The following is a 16,902-nucleotide window of genomic DNA, read 5'->3' on the forward strand; positions in this document are numbered from 1 at the left end:
GGTGCTTTTTTTATATTTGTTACCATGATAAAATTAAACATCAATAACGAATTTTCAAGACTACGTGAAGTAGTTTTAGGTACAGCAAAAAGTAACGGTCCCATCCCGTTACTCAAAGATGCATACGACCCAAAAAGTGCCGAGCATATAAAAGCAGGAACATATCCCAAAGATGAAGATATGGTTGCAGAAATGGATGCCGTAGCAGCTGTATTTGAAAAGTATAACGTTAAAGTGTACCGCCCCAAACAAATTGAAAATTATAATCAAATTTTTTCTCGTGATATTGCTTTTGTGATTGGCGATAAACTTATAAAAGCAAACATTTTACCAGATAGAGAAAAGGAAATTGAAGCAATACATCATGTAATTAATCAAATTAATCCAGAGAATATAATACAGTTTTCTGAAGATGTTCATGTAGAGGGTGGCGATGTGATGCCCTACGGAGATTATATTTTTGTAGGTACGTATTATGGAGATGATTACGCTTCTTATATAACAGCACGTACTAATATGCAAGCCGTAGAGGCATTACAGGATTTGTTCCCAAATAAAAAAGTAAAATCGTTCTCGCTTAATAAGTCAAATACAATTGCAGAGGATAATGCATTACATTTAGATTGTTGTTTTCAACCTATTGGCAAAGGTAAATGTATCATTCATAAGGAGGGTTTTACTGAAATAGCAGAATATAAATGGCTCGTGGATTTCTTCGGAAATGAGAATTGTTTTCATATCAATAAACGTGAAATGTATCATATGAATAGTAATATTTTCTCAATTTCAGAAGATGTTATCATTTCAGAAAAAAACTTTACACGACTAAATACATGGCTACGTTCCCAAGGTTTTATTGTAGAAGAAGTACCCTATGCTGAAATCTCGAAACAAGAAGGTTTATTGCGTTGTACAACAATGCCGCTAATTAGGGATTAATTATTAATACTGAAATTTGTAGTAATTTCTTCTTTATAAGATGCGCTAATAGGAACTGTAATATTACCTAAAACTATTGAATTAGGATTAATATGATCTACTTTGTCACTATTAATAAGGAATGAACGATGCACTCTTATAAACATATTATGGGGTAATGTGTCGCTAAAATCCTGAAGTCCAGATCGTAATAGCATCTTTCCGCTTGTATAATAGACTGTTATATATTTTTGTTCGCTCTTTATATATATAATATCGTTATATCTAAGTTTTTTATATCCATTTGTAGTTTTAATGAAGGTGTAGTCATCGGCTTGAGTTGCTTTTGGTACATTAAATTTTTTGGTGTCAAAATTTTCTAGGGCAACTGCAATAGTGGCAAAAATTTCATCTTTTTTAAAAGGTTTGACAATGAAACCAAGCGGTTTTGCTTTTGCAGCTTTCTTTACTGTAAGTTCTTCACTATTTGCCGAAACAAATATAAAAGGTAAATGATAATCTTTTTGAATTTTTTTAGCAAGCCATATTCCGTCTCTAGACCCTTGTATCTGTATATCAAGAAATACAAAGTCTATTTCTTCATTATCTAAATAGTCAATCGTTTCTATTGCATTTTTTGCCAAAGCAACAACATTATGACCTAATTCCTGTAAATAGTTTTTAAGCAAATTTGCTGTGATAAATTCGTCTTCGACAATAAGCGCTCTTAATTGGGTTTTCATACAATATTTAAAAAGTTGAAATCGGTTTCAATATAAATGTACTTTGTAATTTAAAGAACAAGTGTGTTTTAGAATAAAAAAAATAAATTGTATTTAGTCTTCTTTAAATTTATTATTTATCAACTTTTTCAATAAAACAATTTGCCCTAGATGATAATGATGGTGTTCAATGAGTCCTTGAATGTTTCGATAGTAGCTTCCGTATTTTTCAGAATTGGCAAAATTTTCGCCCCATTGTTTCTCTTTTAATGTTTCTATCTTTTTAGTCATGGCGCTAATATTTCCGAAGACCGTAGTTAGAAAATCTTCCCATTGCTTTTGAGATGTTAATTGTGGATGCTCAAAACTTTTTTTGTCGCTACCTGTAATAGGTTTTCCATGTAACACGCGCAATTGTAGTTCGACGTAATAATTAATGTGAAAAACCAAGGTGTATATAGTATTAAGACTACCCACTTTTTGAGTTGCTTGCTGCCAAGTTATACCAGACAAAACTTCTGTTAGATTTACAGCAGTCCAATTTCCGCCTGTGTTTACATCTTTAAAATGCTTGCCTAATGCTGAAGAAAGATTCATGATCTGAGTTTAGTGTGTTAAATATACAATTTATGTAATTTTTTAATTTCTGAAATGTGCCAAATATAAATCTTAATACCATTGAATAATTTGTGGTTAACACTTATAAAAAAGAACTATTTTTGCCGAAAATAACCCCTTTAAAATCCACTGCAATTTGCGGTTTTTGTTATGTCACAAATTACTGATACTATCTTGATGATTCGCCCTGTAGCGTTTAGAATGAACGAAGAAACTGCTGTGAATAATTATTTTCAGGAAGATTTGCAAATGCGCAATGCTGAGATTAATACAAAAGCACAAGCTGAGTTTGATGCATTTGTTGAAAAACTTAGAGGCGTGGGAGTAAATGTTATTGTTGAGAATGATGATTTAAAAATGGATACTCCAGATTCTATTTTTCCAAATAACTGGGTGAGTTTTCATAAAAATGGAACCGTAGCATTATACCCTATGTTTGCCGAAAATAGACGTCGTGAACGTAGAGAGGAGGTAATTACTCGATTAGAAAAAGAGGGTTTTCTGGTGGAAGGCTTTATGGATTATACCGTTGCTGAGGATGAAGGTTATTTTCTAGAAGGAACGGGCAGTCTTCTATTAGATAGAGTGGCTAGTAAGGCATATTGTGCCATATCTCCAAGGGCGGATGAGGAATTAGTTATTGAATTTTGTGAAGATTTTGAATGTGATCCGGTAATTTTCACAGCAAATCAAACTGTAAAAGGGCAACGTTTACCTATTTATCACACAAATGTAATGATGGCACTCGCAGAGACTTTTGCTGTAATTTGTCTTGATACAATTGATGATAAACATGAAAAGAAAAATGTTATAAAACATTTGAGAGAAACTAAAAAAGAAATCATCGCTATTACAGAAGAACAAATGCATCATTTTGCAGGTAACATGTTACAAGTAAAAGGTAAGGACCATAATTATATGGTAATGAGTGAGGCTGCTAGAAATATTTTAACAAGTGACCAAGTAAAAGCAATACAAAGACATTGTAAAATATTAAGTAGTGACTTAACTACAATTGAAACCTGTGGCGGAGGTAGTGCACGTTGTATGATGGCAGAGGTGTTTTTGCCAAAAGCGATAAAAGTTGTCTAATTATAATTATGGTGTAACTTTAAACTCCATTAGGCTTGCAATTTGTTTTGCGCGGTTTATAATTTCGGTTGCATTTTTTCCCTTAAAAAGAGTATGTACATTTGTTTCCCAAAGCGATAACCATGTTTTAAAATGGCTTGGTTCCATTGGTTCTTTTTTATTTAATGCTATGTGTTTAAGCATTGGGTTACCCTTATATGCAGCATTTTTAAATACAATTGATTCCCAAAATAAATACATTGTAGGTAAATGAGTTTCCCAATGTACTTTTGCAATATCTGTAAAAAAGAAACCTATAGTGTTGTCTTCTTGAACACGATTGTAGAATGAATCAACTAAAAGTTTTATGTCCTCACTCGTTGTAATATCTCGTTTAGCAGTCATTATTTTTATTTTGCAGCTATTCGCCTAATCATCCCGCCAAAGATAAAGTAATGAAATGGTAACATGGAATACCAATACAATCTCCCCCACAATCCTCGAGGTCTAAATGTGGCTGTTTGATGTAGTACATTATTTTCATCAATATCAAATTCTAACCAAGCCTCTCCAGGAACTTTCATTTCCGCAAATAGGAGTAACCGTCTCTCTTCTTTATCTGCCAGAATTACACGCCAAAAATCTAATGAATCACCTTCGTAAATTTGATTAGTATGAGTGCGTCCACGTCTTAAACCTACACCCCCAAAAACTTTATCAATATATCCTCGAACTTTCCAAAGCCAATTTGCGTAATACCAACCAGTTTCTCCACCTATGGACCAAATGTTTTCTAACGCTTTTTCGGGGTTTTTTAATGCTATTTTTTGTTTATCTTTTAAACATCCTTCATCTGGAACTTCAACATATTTTTTCAAATCTTTTGTAAAGCGTCCACTCACCATTGAGTCTTTCCAACTTGATACAACTTGATTTTGCTTTATTTTTTTAAATGCTAATTCAATAGCTTTTAAATAGGGGGTAGGTTCAATATTTAAAATTTTTTGAAGTCGAGTATCTTTCGTAATAACTTCAATCTTCATGCTATCTACAAGATTTAAAGCTAATTTATATGATGTAGAAGTTACAAAATAGAGCCAATAGGAGGATAGCTTAGGAGATAAAAAAGGAAGGGTAATTATGGAGAGGTTGATTTCTCTAAATTTTGAATACTGCAACATCATATCTTTATATGATAAAATATTTGGACCACCAATATCAAACGAGTCCCCATAGCAGGCTTCATTACCAAGAATACCCGTTAAATAAGTAAGTACATCTCTAATGGCAATGGGTTGGCATCTAGTTTTTACCCAGCGGGGTGTAACCATTAATGGGAGTTTTTCACAGAGATCTCTAATGATTTCAAATGAAGCACTACCGCTTCCTACTATAATTGCAGCACGAAGAACAGTTAATTTTGCATTTCCTTCATATAGAATATCTTCTACATTTTTCCGGCTCCATAAATGTTTTGAAAGATTTCCTTCATTTACAATACCCCCTAAGTATATTACTTGCTTGCAGTCTGTATTATTAAGATAGATATTAAAATTTTTAACGGATAAAGCTTCTAGCTCATCAAAATCTTCTGTGGAACTACTCATACTATGTATAAGATAATATGCCGCATCAATATCTTTGGGTAGTACTGATAGATTAGGTTTATTCAAAAAATCTATTTCTACAACATCGATTCTTGAACGAATGTCTTTATTAACAGAAAGTCTATTTGCATCTCGTACCGAACAAATAACATGATGTCCTTGTTCCAACAATAACGGTAGTAATCGCATGCCTATATATCCGTTAGCGCCTGTGAGTAATATTTTCAATATGATAGTTTTGTTTAAAGATACGTACCGTTTCTATAACAGAAGTTAAACTTATTTTAAATTATATAGCTCAAGAAGAATAAAATGATTTCTATCGCTACCTAAATAGTATCTTTATCAAAACGCTAAAGCACACCATTATGAAAGTATTGAAAACAGTTTTGATGATTGTAGGGATTGTACTCATCGCATTTGGTCTTTATAATGCATTTGTTCCTCAAGAAGTTTTAGACATTGGTCCTCTAGAGGTTAATGCAAAAGAGGACTTGAGTAATCAAACATTAGGGATGATTGGATTAGGAATAGTAGCTCTTGTGGCTGGTGCATTTTTAAAAGATAGAAAATAAAAGCATAAAATCTCTAGCTATAAATCATCGATTCTGGTTGGACTATTTTCAATCTTAGCATCCATTACCTTTTGTATAAATTTGTGAATGCTTTTGTCTTTAGCACGGGCTTTTATTTTAATGAAATAGTTGTCACGATAGATAGAATATTCTTCAGCTTTGCCTTTGTATAACACTAATTTATAATAGGGGATTATTAATGCATAACTTTCTAGCAGAGACCTAAATCCTACAATAATCCCTTTAGGACGCATTTCAATATTGCATTGATTTCTATTATTGTCTAGAATTAATAAATTTGAAATTTGTATGCTCGTTTCAGTAATAACAAGCTTTGTAGATCCTATTCCTTTCATTGAAAAACGTTCTTTAAGCGTAAATGGTTTACCTACTTCGGCATCAATTTTATTTGAAACTTGTTTGTTATTGTAAGATACGTTTAAGAGCATTCTGCGTTATTTCAATTTTTATTTAGTGGTTTTAAGCTTATGTAATGATACTTTAAAGTACCTAAATGTTCTACATCTTGCTCTCCAGATTTTAACTGTGCCCAATCAAATTCTTCTTTGACCTCTTTGCTTTTATATAGAGTTAAAAGATCATCCGAAATTAACAAATACTCATCAATAGGAACATTATTTTTTAAAAGCCTGTGCGCAGTAATTACATCTTCACCCATCAATTTTATATGAGTGCCTATAGGAACCATCCCTATCTCTTTGCCATAATGCAATACAATTTTGAGCCCAAGGATTTCTGGAAAATCTGCATCTAAAGATTCATCCCTAAACTTTTTTAATAGTACCCCCATTCGCTCATAAAACTGTGTATAAAAAAGTTTACACTGGTTAATAAGGTTTAAAAGAGATGGAAGTTCTCCGCTACGAAAAAAAAGTACAGCATCACCTTCAATTTCCGAAACCTTAAGGTTTATTTCATTGCTGTAAATAATTTCATTTAACAGCGCAGGTATTACTTGTGAGCTTATCTCAAAATTTGCATTTCGCATATATTGAGTAAAACCGCTTATATCCGGTATGCACAATAAAGTAGGACTTGATTCCATAAATAATTTTAAGTATTAAAGATACAATACCCTAATTTAAAAAACCGTTAAAAAGGCTATCTTTGCACGCAAATTTTAACCCTATGTCTTTACAAGAAATCCTTTCAGCAAAAGTTAAAGAAGCTGTTCAAGCAAGTTATAACACTACTCTCAAAACTGTAGAATTTCAAGCTACTCGCAAGGATTTTGAAGGTGATATCACCGTTGTGATTTTTCCTATGTTACGAACTGTCAAAGGAAATCCTGTTCAAATAGGGGAAACCATAGGTCAATATCTTGTTGACAATGTTGCTGAGGTTTCAAAATTTAATGTGGTAAAAGGTTTTTTAAATGTTGTGCTAAGTGATACTTATTATTTAGATTTCTTCGGAAATGTAACCAGCTTTTCAACTTACGGAACAAGACAAACTTCCGCAGATGCAATGATGGTAGAGTATGCATCTCCAAACACAAACAAACCATTACATTTAGGACATGTGCGTAACGTTCTCCTTGGGTATAGCGTTGCCGAAATCTTAAAAGCAGCCGGAAAGAAGGTATACAAAACTCAAATTATAAACGACCGCGGAATTCATATTTGCAAAAGTATGCTCGCTTGGAAGCGCTTCGGAAATGGGGAGACTCCACAATCTACGGCATTAAAGGGTGATAAATTAGTAGGTAATTATTACGTAAAATTTGATCAAGAGTACAAGAAAGAAATAGCGCAGCAAATTTCAGAAGGGAAAACAGAAGAAGAAGCAAAAACACAAGCTCCATTGTTAATTGAGGCACAGAAAATGCTTCAAGAGTGGGAAGCAGGAGACACCCAAGTTGTTAATTTATGGAAGAAAATGAACGGTTGGGTCTATGAAGGTTTTGATGCAACTTATGAAGCAATTGGTGTTGATTTTGACAAAAATTATTACGAGAGTGATACCTACCTTTTAGGAAAAGAATTTATTAAAGAAGGACTAGCAAGTGGCGTTTTTAAACAAAAAGAAGACGGCTCTGTATGGTGTGATTTGACAGACGAAGGTCTAGATGAAAAAATTGTACTTCGTAGTGATGGAACTGCGGTTTATATGACGCAAGATATAGGTACGGCTATACAGAGAGTAAAGGATTTTCCAGATATTAATGGTATGATTTATACTGTGGGAAACGAACAAGACTATCATTTTCAAGTGCTGTTTTTAATTCTTAAAAAGCTAGGCTTTAAATGGGCAGAAAATCTTTATCATTTAAGTTATGGAATGGTAGATTTACCAAGTGGAAAAATGAAAAGTCGTGAAGGTACTGTAGTAGATGCAGATGATTTAATCGCATCAATGGCAAAAACTGCTGGTGAAATAAGTGAAGAGTTAGGTAAGATTGACGATTTCAGCAAAGAAGAAAAAACCGAATTGTATAACACCATTGGTCTTGGCGCTTTAAAATATTACATCTTAAAAGTGGATCCTAAAAAGCGTATTCTTTTCAACCCAGAAGAAAGCGTAGATTTTCAAGGAAACACTGGGCCGTTTATTCAATATACCTACGCAAGAATTCAGTCAATTTTACGCAAAGCTGAAGTTGGGAAGAATGTAGATTTTAGTTCTATTAGTCTTGAGCCCAAAGAAAAAGATGTTTTAAAAACGCTTCAATTATTTCCAGAGACAATTCAACTAGCTGCTTCAAATTATAGCCCGGCTTTAATTGCAAATTACACGTATGATTTAGTGAAGGAATTTAATTCTTTTTATCAAAATGTGCCTATTTTTCAAGCAACATCAGATGTTGAAAAGCAATTTAGAATTGCATTATGTAGTGCAGTGGGAGATGTAATTAGAACGGCTTTTTCATTATTAGGAATTACAGTTCCTAATAGAATGTAAAGCTTTTTAAGTTTACTAAGCCTTAGTAGTACTTAATAAAGGAAAATATTAAAATAACAATTGAAAAGAAATATTAGGTGTAAATCCTAATGAAAATTGATCAACTCTATTGATGGTATTATTTCCATCTGCATCTGTTTCAATTTCAAAATAGGAATCTAATGCATTCTTTTTGTCAAATATATTCAACAAAGCAACATTTATTTTTCCTTTAAAAGTTTCATCAACCTTAAAGTCATATAATGCTGAGGTATTTACTCTAAGGTATGAATTAAGTGTCTTGTTGTTTGGTTCATTGTATTGTATTTGTGGTTTACCATCAACATCAATAATAGCATTAGTATTTAATGGTGTTGTATATGGAAGTCCAGAGTGATAATTAGATCCTACAGCTATTTTAAAATTACCTAATTTATATGTAGCTGCTAGGCTTGCTGTGTGCGTAACATCAAAATTACTACGAAAATTTTTAGGACTCAATGAGTTAAAAGTATAGTCATTATCGAGATAGGTGTAGCTTAAAGAACTTGTAAATCGTTCTGTATTTTTAGCTACAGAAACCTCCACACCTTTAGCATTGTAACTACCTATGGTATTCACATCTTGTAGTTGATTTCTAAAACCTAAATTTTTAATATTAACACCATCTACTTTTTTATAGAAGCCTTCTGCAATAAACGTGAAACCGTCAAATGTATAATCTGTTCCTATTGAAAGTTGCTGACTTTCAAGTAATGGAACGTCTACACCATTTGCAATTAACCACTGCTTACTCTCTATGCCGAGTAGTTGATTTTCTCTTGCTACAAATTGTAATATATGCTGGCTTTTTTCTTCGGCAGCAGCAAAAATATTCCAGTGTTTTTTAAGTTTATGGTTAATGTTTACTCTTGGTTCAAATTGTGTATTGAGATTACTAAAGTTTGTCAATCGACCTCCTAGTGTTACTATTGTAGTATTATCAAAAAGTCGTAAAATACTATTTAAGTAAAAAGCATTTACTATACTATTGCTTTCATTAATAATAGGAATAGAGCTAGTTGCTAAAATTTGATTGTCTCTTATTTTTGTGTCGGTATATTGATAGCCTGTTTGGAACGTTATTGCGTTATTTAGTCTGTAATTTACATCAAATCTTACTTGTTGTTCTCTTACTTCATTGCGTTGAGAAGATTCGGTTAATAATTCAACTGCTTTATTTTCACCATCAAAAACGTACGTGCTTGAACTGTATAAGAGGCGCGTATTTAATTTTGAATTCCATGTTCTTTTATAATCAAAATTACCAACAAGTGTGCGTTGTCTTAATTCATTAAAAAGCGCAGATGAACTATCAATAGCAATAAAACGCTCAGTAAAAGCAAGTTTATTATTTATAGTCATAAAATTATATTGCAATTTATCCTTTTTTGAAATATCCCAAATTGAAGTAATATTTATATCATAAAAATTAAAACTCTGTTCTGTATTTCTAATTCCGTTTGAAGTATTAGTGCTTAAATTAGTTACTTCTGTATTCTGAAATGTGCGCTGAAAAAATGATTTATAAATCGGATTTCCCACGCCACTATTGATTGAAGTACGCCCAGAGATATCAATTGCAAAAGTTTCAGAAAGTGGCATTCTTGCAAATAAATTTGCACTGCTCAAATTAATGCCTATTCCTCCATCAACATTTTTTGTAACATTATTAGAAGATTGCATATTTAAAACACCAGAAACTCCTTCGTTATAACGTGGATGTGTTCCGTTTTTATAAATAATAACATTATCTATTAAGTTAGGATTAAAAGCAGATATAAGTCCAAAAAAATGACCCGTTTGATACATACGTATATCATTCCATAAAATGAGTAATTCATCACTTGCTCCACCACGAACGTTAATATTTGAAGCAGTTTCATCATAACTTTCAATGCCAGGAAGTGCTTGTGCTATTTGAAGTACATCCGGCTCAACAAGACTTGGCAGTATTTCAAAATTATTATTATTAATAGTGATAGAACCTTCTGCATTTTTAGAAATTCCCTTCACAAGGTAGCTTTGTAACGTTACTGTAGAGAGATAATTTACGTTAGCAGATGCAAAAAGCAACGGGCAAGGTTCTGGTTTTTCTAGAATTTCTAATACTGTTATTGACCTTAGAAAAATATCATTATTGTATATCTGGAGGGTTTCAGTTTGTTCTATTTCAGCAATAGAAAAGGTTCCGCCATTATCTGCATTGAATTGTGAACTGCTGCTATAAATGATAGCATTTTTTATGGGAGTACCAGTTTTAGTATCAATTATTGTGGCGCATATTGATACTTGTTTTGTAGGAAAAGTAACAGTTATATAGCGCTCGTCTATTTTCTGGAATTCAACTTTATAAGTATCTGAATAGCTTTGTAGTGTAGCCTCAAGAGGTTGATTTAAAGTGGGGCGAAAAACCTGAAGTCTATTTGCAAGTGCAGAATTGAAAGAAAACTTAACTTCAAAAGTTTCTTCTAAAAGTGACAACGCTTCTAAAAATTTTATTTCATTTGATGTCTGTGCAGTACTTGATATAATAAAACAGAAAAAAAATAGTAGGTGCAGAAAATTTCGGCTTCCTTTATTTTTTGCTATTATAAATTGTAACGCCATTTTTAGAGTCTTTTCGATACGAAAGATTTAATGGAACCGTCACTGTACGCAGCGCATCTTCAAGATTTGTGTGAGTGAAAGTACCAGTATAGCGTAAATCTACATTAATATTTTCGGTTTTAATAGCAATCCCGAATTGGTTTTCTAATGCTAAAATCACTGAATACAAATCTATATTAGTAAAACTACTTTCATTAAAAATCCAAGTAGGATGAGAAGTATAAACTATATGGTTTACATTGCTCTCATTATCAAAAGTGTATGAGTTTCCCGGAGTCACTTCAAAAATGCGGTTGTTATGTGAAACAGATACTAATCCTTCATAACAGCTCACTTTAAATTTATTGTTTTTGGTACTTACGTTAAATTTAGTACCTAAAACAGTTACAATACCTTGCTCGGTAGTGACTGTGAATTTTTTTCCTTTCGCAACTTCGAAAAATGCTTCTCCCTCGAGGGTAACATTTCGGTCAAAAGCCCAGCCATATTTTTTATATGTAACAGTTGCATCTTTATTTAATGTAATTCTAGAATCGTCAGGCAATAAAAGTTGCTCTGTGTTAGCCATTGGCGCAGTTGTAGTAGAAGGAATATTTGCAACAAATATGTATGACATGACTAGCATCACAAAAATTGCAGCAACTTTTAAAACGTTTGAAAGTCTAAAGATTTTAATCTCTTTTTTACTAGTACTTTTTCGTTGTAATAAATCAGCAAATCCAGTTTCAACGTCGTGAGAGGGTACTTCAATTTTCTGTATCTCTCTGTCAATATTACGGTAAATATCAAAATCTGGATTAGCATTAAACCTTTCCAGTTCTTGTGATGATAGCTCACCATTTAACCATTTGTCAAGTATATTATTGTGTTCCATTGTATTGTCTCTGTAATTATAACAGTTAAGTAATTAAAATACCACCTTCCTGTTAAATTCTTTCAATCGATTTCCTTAAATTTTCTAAAGCATCAAGCACACGTTTTCCAGCTGCTTTTTCTGAAATTTCTAAAACCTCGGCAATCTCTCTATATTTTTTCCCTTCTACGCGGCTCATTAAAAATGCAGTGCGTTGAATCTCGGTCAAGTTGTCTAAAGCTCTTTGTAATTTATCACCAAATTGCTTTTCCTCCAGTAAATACTCTGGTGTTTGTTTGTCTGATGACTCTGTAATGCTATTAGCATACGTGTATTTTACCTTCTTATGAGCAATAGTGTTTAAAAACAAGTTGTTTGCAACCGTAAAAAGGAAGGATTTTGCCTTTGCAGGACTTACTTTATCACAATTGTCCCAAAGTTTTATAAAAGCTTCCTGGACCAAATCGTAAGATGAAGCTCTGTCTTTCGTTTTAAAAAACATAAAATTGCTCAACGATTGTGAATGTTTCTTATAAACAGCCTCGTAGGTAGTCTCGTTGCAAACTGATTGTTTCTTTTCCATAATTTTATAGCACCGTAAAATTATATAAAAAATATATATTTATAGAGAGGTGGTAATATGCGGTTTAGATTGTTTTATATGTAGAAGGTTATTGTTAACTTCTAAAAGAGTGCTATGAAGAAGAGCCCGTTTTCTGTTTTGAAAGCGGGTTTTTTTTATACTGAAATTTTAATAATTCTAAAATATTTAGACAATTATACATACAATGAAAATTAAAAAACATTTACTTCGGGTTCAATAAAAATTCCAAAATTTTCTCTAACTTTTTTCTGAATTTTCATTGCTAAATTCCAGATTTCCTCGCCTGTTGCATTTCCGTAATTAACTAAAACCAAAGCTTGATTTTTATGAACCCCAGCATCACCATACCTCTTTCCCTTAAAGCCAGCTTGTTCAATTAGCCATCCAGCAGGAATTTTAAATGTAGTATTAGTTACTTCATAATAAGGTGCTTCTGGAAATTTAGTTTTAAAATTTCTAAAAGTTTCAGCATCTATAACTGGGTTTTTAAAAAAGCTTCCACTATTTCCTAGTAATGCTGGATCTGGTAATTTTGATTGTCTAATTGCAATAACAGCATTACTTATATCTTTTACTGTAGGAGTTGTAATATGTTGTTTGTCTAATTGAGTTTTAATGGCCCCGTACGAAATACTTTGGTTATGATTTTTTGTAGTAAGTAAAAAGGTAACGCTAGTAATAATAAACTTTCCCTTTTCCGAAGTTTTAAAAATAGACGAACGATAGCCAAAGTTACATTCGGCTTTATTAAATATAAATTCTTTCCCTGTTGAAATTTCAACAGCATTACAGCGAACAAATGTATCTTTTAATTCTACGCCATACGCACCTATGTTTTGAATGGGAGAAGTACCTACATTTCCTGGAATAAGTGATAAGTTTTCGAGACCGCCATAATTGTTTTCTATACAATAGAGAACAAATTTGTGCCAGTTTTCGCCAGCCATACACGTAATTTCAACATGGCTATCTGTTTTGTTAGAAAGTTCAATTCCTGTAATGTTGAGGTGTAGTACAAGTCCTTTAATATCTTTAGTAAGTAGCATATTACTACCTCCACCAAGGATAAAAAGAGGTTCTTCGTTTTTAGAAAGAACCTCTTTTAATTGTGCGACCGAATTTACTGAGACAAAATACTCAGCACTACTTTCAATACCAAATGTGTTGTACTTTTTTAAAGAAACGTTGCGCTCAATGTTCATTAATCTTTGTATTCCTTTAATGCAGCTTTTAATATATTAACAGCTTTGATTAAACTCTCTTTATTAAGAACGTAGGCAATTCTAATTTGATTTAAACCTACACCTGGACTTGAGTAAAATCCTGCAGCAGGAGCAACCATTATAGTTTCACCATCTAAGTCAAATTCTTCGAGTAACCATTGTGCAAATGCATCACTGTTTTTAACTGGGAGTTGAGCAATACAATAAAAGGCTCCTTTAGGATGACCTACTTGCACTCCTGGAATTTCCTCAAGTTTTTCGATAAGGATATCTCGTCTTCCCTTATATTCTTCAATTACTTCATCAAAATAGCTTTGTGGTGTTTCTAATGCTGCTTCACTTGCAATTTGTGCAAACGTAGGGGGACTCAACCTCGCTTGCGCAAATTTAAGCGCGGTTTTAATGACAGACTTATTTTTTGAAACTAAACACCCTATCCTTGCCCCACACATACTATATCGCTTAGATACTGAGTCAATAATTATGGCATTATCTTCTAACCCTTTTGCTTCAAGAATGGAGAAATGCTTTAAATTGTCGTAAGCAAACTCTCTGTAAACTTCATCTGCAACTAAAAATAAATCATGTTTTTTTACTATTGCAGCAAGAGTTTCAATTTCTTCTTGTGAGTATAGATAACCAGTTGGGTTACCAGGATTACAAATTAAAATTGCTTTTGTTTTAGGAGTAATAAGTTTCTCAAATTCTGAAATTGGAGGCAATGCAAAATTATCTTCAATTTTAGAAATTACAGGAACAATAGTCACACCACTTGCTGTAGCAAAGCCATTATAATTTGCATAAAATGGTTCAGGAATAATTATTTCGTCACCTACATCTGCAATACTCCCCATTGCAAAAAGCAATGCTTCACTTCCTCCTGTGGTAACAATTAATTCGTTTTCATCAACCATAATATTATTACGGTGATAATATGCTGCAATTTTTTTTCTGTAAGGTTCAGAGCCTTCTGAGCGCGTGTATGCTAAAATCTCTAAATGATGAGATGAAACAGCATCCATAGCTATCTGAGGAGACTTTATATCTGGTTGTCCAATATTCAAGTGGTATACTTTTTTATTGGCCTTGTATGCTTTTTCAGCAAAAGGAACTAATTTTCTTATAGGAGATTCGGGCATGTTTGCACCCTTGATTGAGATAGATGGCATGTCGTAATTTATTTATAACAAAGTTGCAAAATTAATGGAGAATAATAGGTGCTTCGGAAATCGTTTTTATCATTTTTTTTCTACCTTGAAAAGATGAAATTTCAATACTTCATAAAAATAAGAATTCTTTGCTGCTTTATTTTGTTATCGCAGGGGTTAATTTCGTACGCTCAAATAGGATTTTCATTTGAAAATGGAGTAAAGAAGGATAAAATTTCATTTGAACTTATTAATAATTTAGTTGTTATTCCTATAGAATTAAACGGAGTGCAACTATCATTTTTATTAGATACTGGGGTGAATAACACAATTCTTTTTGGCGTCACTCAAGCAGATTCGATTTCATTAAATGCTGCAGTTCCAATTAAAATAAAGGGTCTTGGAAATGAAATTGAAGTTAGCGCTATTAAAAGTTCTGGAAATACAATGAGTATTGGTGATGCGAAAGATCAAAATCACACAGTTTTTGTTGTTTTTAATGAAATGGTTGATTTCTCAAAAAGAATGGGGATTCCAATCCATGGGATTATAGGTTCTAATTTTTATAGAGATTTTGTAGTTAAAACTAATTATAATTCAAAACGGATTACTTTCTATACTCCTGATAAATTTAAATTCAAAAAATGTAGAAGATGTGAAGAGTTTGAAATAGAATTTTATAAAAATAAACCCTATATAAAAGCGAATGTACTGGATGATAGTTTAGAGCAAGAGTCTATTTTGTTAGTAGATTCAGGCTCAAGTGATGCTCTATGGCTATTTGATGAAAATGACTTTATAGAAATTACTCCTAAAAATTATTTTGAAGATTTTTTAGGAATGAGTATAACTGGGGGTATTTTTGGTAAAAGATCACGTATTGATGGATTGGTGTTGGGTAATTTTACATTGAATGACATTACTGTCGCATTTCCGAAGATAATAGAAGGAGATTCATTACGTATGTATAAAAATAGGGCGGGAAGTATAGGTGGAGAAGTACTCAAGCGGTTTACTGTTTTAATGGATTATCAAAGTAGAAGGATGTTGCTAAGAGCAAATACCCAATTTAAGCGCCCATTTAATTATAATCTTAGCGGTTTAACTTTGGAGTATGATGGAACGGTACAAATTAAGGAATTACAAGACATTCGAAGTGAGGGGATGAATATGAAAAATTCAAATGCGGGGAAAAATGTGGGTAGTGTAGATGTGATGATTGATCCTATTTATTCGTTATTTACCGCCCCAAAAGTAGTGATTGCAGAATTAAGAGCAAATTCGCCTGCTGCACTAGCAGGGCTTAAGAGGGGAGATGCAATAGTTAAAGTTAATGGTAAGTATGCTTATAAATACAAGATATACGAATTGACTGCATTATTTAGTAGCAAAGAAGGGCGTAAAATAACTATAGAATATGAGCGTGATGAGGTTTTTAAGGTAGTTGATTTCATCTTAAAAAGAATTTTATAGACTTCAGACTATTCGAAATAGAGAAGGGTGAAATTTCAATTTTGAAATTTCACCCTTCTTAAAATATTGTTGTAAAAGTAATTATTTTGTTTTCTCTAAAACACTGCCTGCTTCTTTCATAACTTCACCTTTAATTTTAAGGGCTTTGATAGGCTCGTCAGCATTTGAATAAACTGTTACGGTTTTTCTTATAGGACCAACTCTATTTGTGTCATACTTAACTTCTATTTTTCCACTTGCACCTGCAGCTACTGGACCTTCTGGTTTTTTAGGAACAGTACACCCACAGCTAGATTTAACATCAGAAACAATAAGTGGCGCATCTCCTGTATTTGTAAATTCAAAAACACGTACACCATCACTACCTTTTGCGATTTCTCCATAATCTACAGTGTCGCTTTTAAATGTAATTTTAGCTTGTGCATTTGCAGCAAAACTTACTAATGCTATAACAGCTATTAAGACTAATTTTTTCATAATTTCTATCTTTTTATTGATTGCTAATGTAGGTAACTTTAGAATATTGTGCAAAATAAGTTA

Annotated in this window: 17 protein-coding genes; 5 read left to right on the top strand and 12 right to left on the bottom strand. The window is 32.5% G+C overall.

The window, feature by feature from the left end:
* Positions 1-24: 24 nt before the first annotated feature.
* On the top strand, positions 25-939 hold the full coding sequence (locus tag GB234_RS05830; RefSeq protein ID WP_151893564.1) for a dimethylarginine dimethylaminohydrolase family protein: 915 nt from the start codon (positions 25-27) through the stop codon (positions 937-939).
* On the opposite strand, the gene GB234_RS05835 is transcribed toward GB234_RS05830, so the two are convergent.
* Both GB234_RS05835 and GB234_RS05840 read right to left on the bottom strand, forming a co-directional pair.
* Positions 936-1,661, bottom strand: a complete 726-nt coding sequence (locus tag GB234_RS05835) for a LytR/AlgR family response regulator transcription factor (protein ID WP_151893565.1) — start codon at positions 1,659-1,661, stop codon at positions 936-938. The genes GB234_RS05830 and GB234_RS05835 overlap by 4 nt on opposite strands.
* Positions 1,662-1,754: 93 nt before the next feature.
* A complete protein-coding gene (locus GB234_RS05840) occupies positions 1,755-2,237 on the bottom strand; it encodes a DinB family protein (RefSeq protein ID WP_151893566.1) in 483 nt (160 codons plus the stop codon).
* A gap of 171 nt (positions 2,238-2,408) precedes the next feature.
* On the opposite strand from GB234_RS05840, the gene ctlX reads away from it, so the two are divergent.
* On the top strand, positions 2,409-3,350 hold the full coding sequence (gene ctlX, locus GB234_RS05845) for a citrulline utilization hydrolase CtlX (protein WP_151893567.1): 942 nt from the start codon (positions 2,409-2,411) through the stop codon (positions 3,348-3,350).
* 6 nt (positions 3,351-3,356) lie between these two features.
* On the opposite strand, the gene GB234_RS05850 is transcribed toward ctlX, so the two are convergent.
* On the bottom strand, positions 3,357-3,734 hold the full coding sequence (locus tag GB234_RS05850) for a group III truncated hemoglobin (RefSeq protein WP_151893568.1): 378 nt from the start codon (positions 3,732-3,734) through the stop codon (positions 3,357-3,359).
* A gap of 5 nt (positions 3,735-3,739) precedes the next feature.
* Entirely contained in the window at positions 3,740-5,164 is a 1,425-nt protein-coding gene (locus tag GB234_RS05855; RefSeq protein ID WP_151893569.1) for an SDR family oxidoreductase, read from the bottom strand.
* Positions 5,165-5,304: 140 nt separating this feature from the next.
* On the opposite strand from GB234_RS05855, the gene GB234_RS05860 reads away from it, so the two are divergent.
* On the top strand, positions 5,305-5,511 hold the full coding sequence (locus GB234_RS05860; protein WP_151893570.1) for a hypothetical protein: 207 nt from the start codon (positions 5,305-5,307) through the stop codon (positions 5,509-5,511).
* Between the two features lie 17 nt (positions 5,512-5,528).
* Here the strand turns inward: GB234_RS05860 and GB234_RS05865 are convergent, their stop codons facing one another.
* Together GB234_RS05865 and GB234_RS05870 are read right to left on the bottom strand one after the other, a co-directional pair.
* Complete coding sequence (locus GB234_RS05865; protein ID WP_151893571.1) at positions 5,529-5,960, bottom strand: hypothetical protein; 432 nt, start codon at positions 5,958-5,960, stop codon at positions 5,529-5,531.
* Positions 5,961-5,971: 11 nt separating this feature from the next.
* On the bottom strand, positions 5,972-6,577 hold the full coding sequence (locus tag GB234_RS05870) for a DUF2652 domain-containing protein (protein ID WP_151893572.1): 606 nt from the start codon (positions 6,575-6,577) through the stop codon (positions 5,972-5,974).
* Between the two features lie 83 nt (positions 6,578-6,660).
* Between GB234_RS05870 and argS the strand changes: the two genes are divergently transcribed.
* Positions 6,661-8,433 (top strand): arginine--tRNA ligase, encoded by a 1,773-nt coding sequence (gene argS / locus GB234_RS05875; RefSeq protein WP_151893573.1) that lies wholly within the window; start codon positions 6,661-6,663, stop codon positions 8,431-8,433.
* A gap of 48 nt (positions 8,434-8,481) precedes the next feature.
* Here argS and GB234_RS05880 read toward each other — a convergent pair whose 3' ends face one another.
* The 5 genes from GB234_RS05880 to GB234_RS05900 form a co-directional block, all read right to left on the bottom strand.
* Entirely contained in the window at positions 8,482-11,061 is a 2,580-nt protein-coding gene (locus GB234_RS05880) for a TonB-dependent receptor plug domain-containing protein (RefSeq protein ID WP_151893574.1), read from the bottom strand.
* On the bottom strand, positions 11,030-11,935 hold the full coding sequence (locus GB234_RS05885; protein ID WP_151893575.1) for a FecR family protein: 906 nt from the start codon (positions 11,933-11,935) through the stop codon (positions 11,030-11,032). Before GB234_RS05885 ends, GB234_RS05880 begins: the two co-directional genes overlap by 32 nt.
* 52 nt (positions 11,936-11,987) lie before the next feature.
* Complete coding sequence (locus GB234_RS05890) at positions 11,988-12,497, bottom strand: RNA polymerase sigma factor (RefSeq protein ID WP_151893576.1); 510 nt, start codon at positions 12,495-12,497, stop codon at positions 11,988-11,990.
* 212 nt (positions 12,498-12,709) lie between these two features.
* On the bottom strand, positions 12,710-13,720 hold the full coding sequence (gene murB / locus GB234_RS05895) for a UDP-N-acetylmuramate dehydrogenase (protein WP_151893577.1): 1,011 nt from the start codon (positions 13,718-13,720) through the stop codon (positions 12,710-12,712).
* Complete coding sequence (locus GB234_RS05900) at positions 13,720-14,910, bottom strand: pyridoxal phosphate-dependent aminotransferase (protein ID WP_151893578.1); 1,191 nt, start codon at positions 14,908-14,910, stop codon at positions 13,720-13,722. The genes murB and GB234_RS05900 overlap by 1 nt, the downstream gene beginning before the upstream one ends.
* Positions 14,911-15,003: 93 nt before the next feature.
* Between GB234_RS05900 and GB234_RS05905 the strand changes: the two genes are divergently transcribed.
* Entirely contained in the window at positions 15,004-16,362 is a 1,359-nt protein-coding gene (locus GB234_RS05905; RefSeq protein WP_151893579.1) for an aspartyl protease family protein, read from the top strand.
* Between the two features lie 81 nt (positions 16,363-16,443).
* On the opposite strand, the gene GB234_RS05910 is transcribed toward GB234_RS05905, so the two are convergent.
* Positions 16,444-16,839 (bottom strand): DUF1573 domain-containing protein, encoded by a 396-nt coding sequence (locus tag GB234_RS05910; RefSeq protein WP_151893580.1) that lies wholly within the window; start codon positions 16,837-16,839, stop codon positions 16,444-16,446.
* Positions 16,840-16,902 lie beyond the last annotated feature (63 nt).

This window comes from Patiriisocius marinistellae (assembly GCF_009014635.1).
Classification (GTDB): domain Bacteria; phylum Bacteroidota; class Bacteroidia; order Flavobacteriales; family Flavobacteriaceae; genus Patiriisocius; species Patiriisocius marinistellae.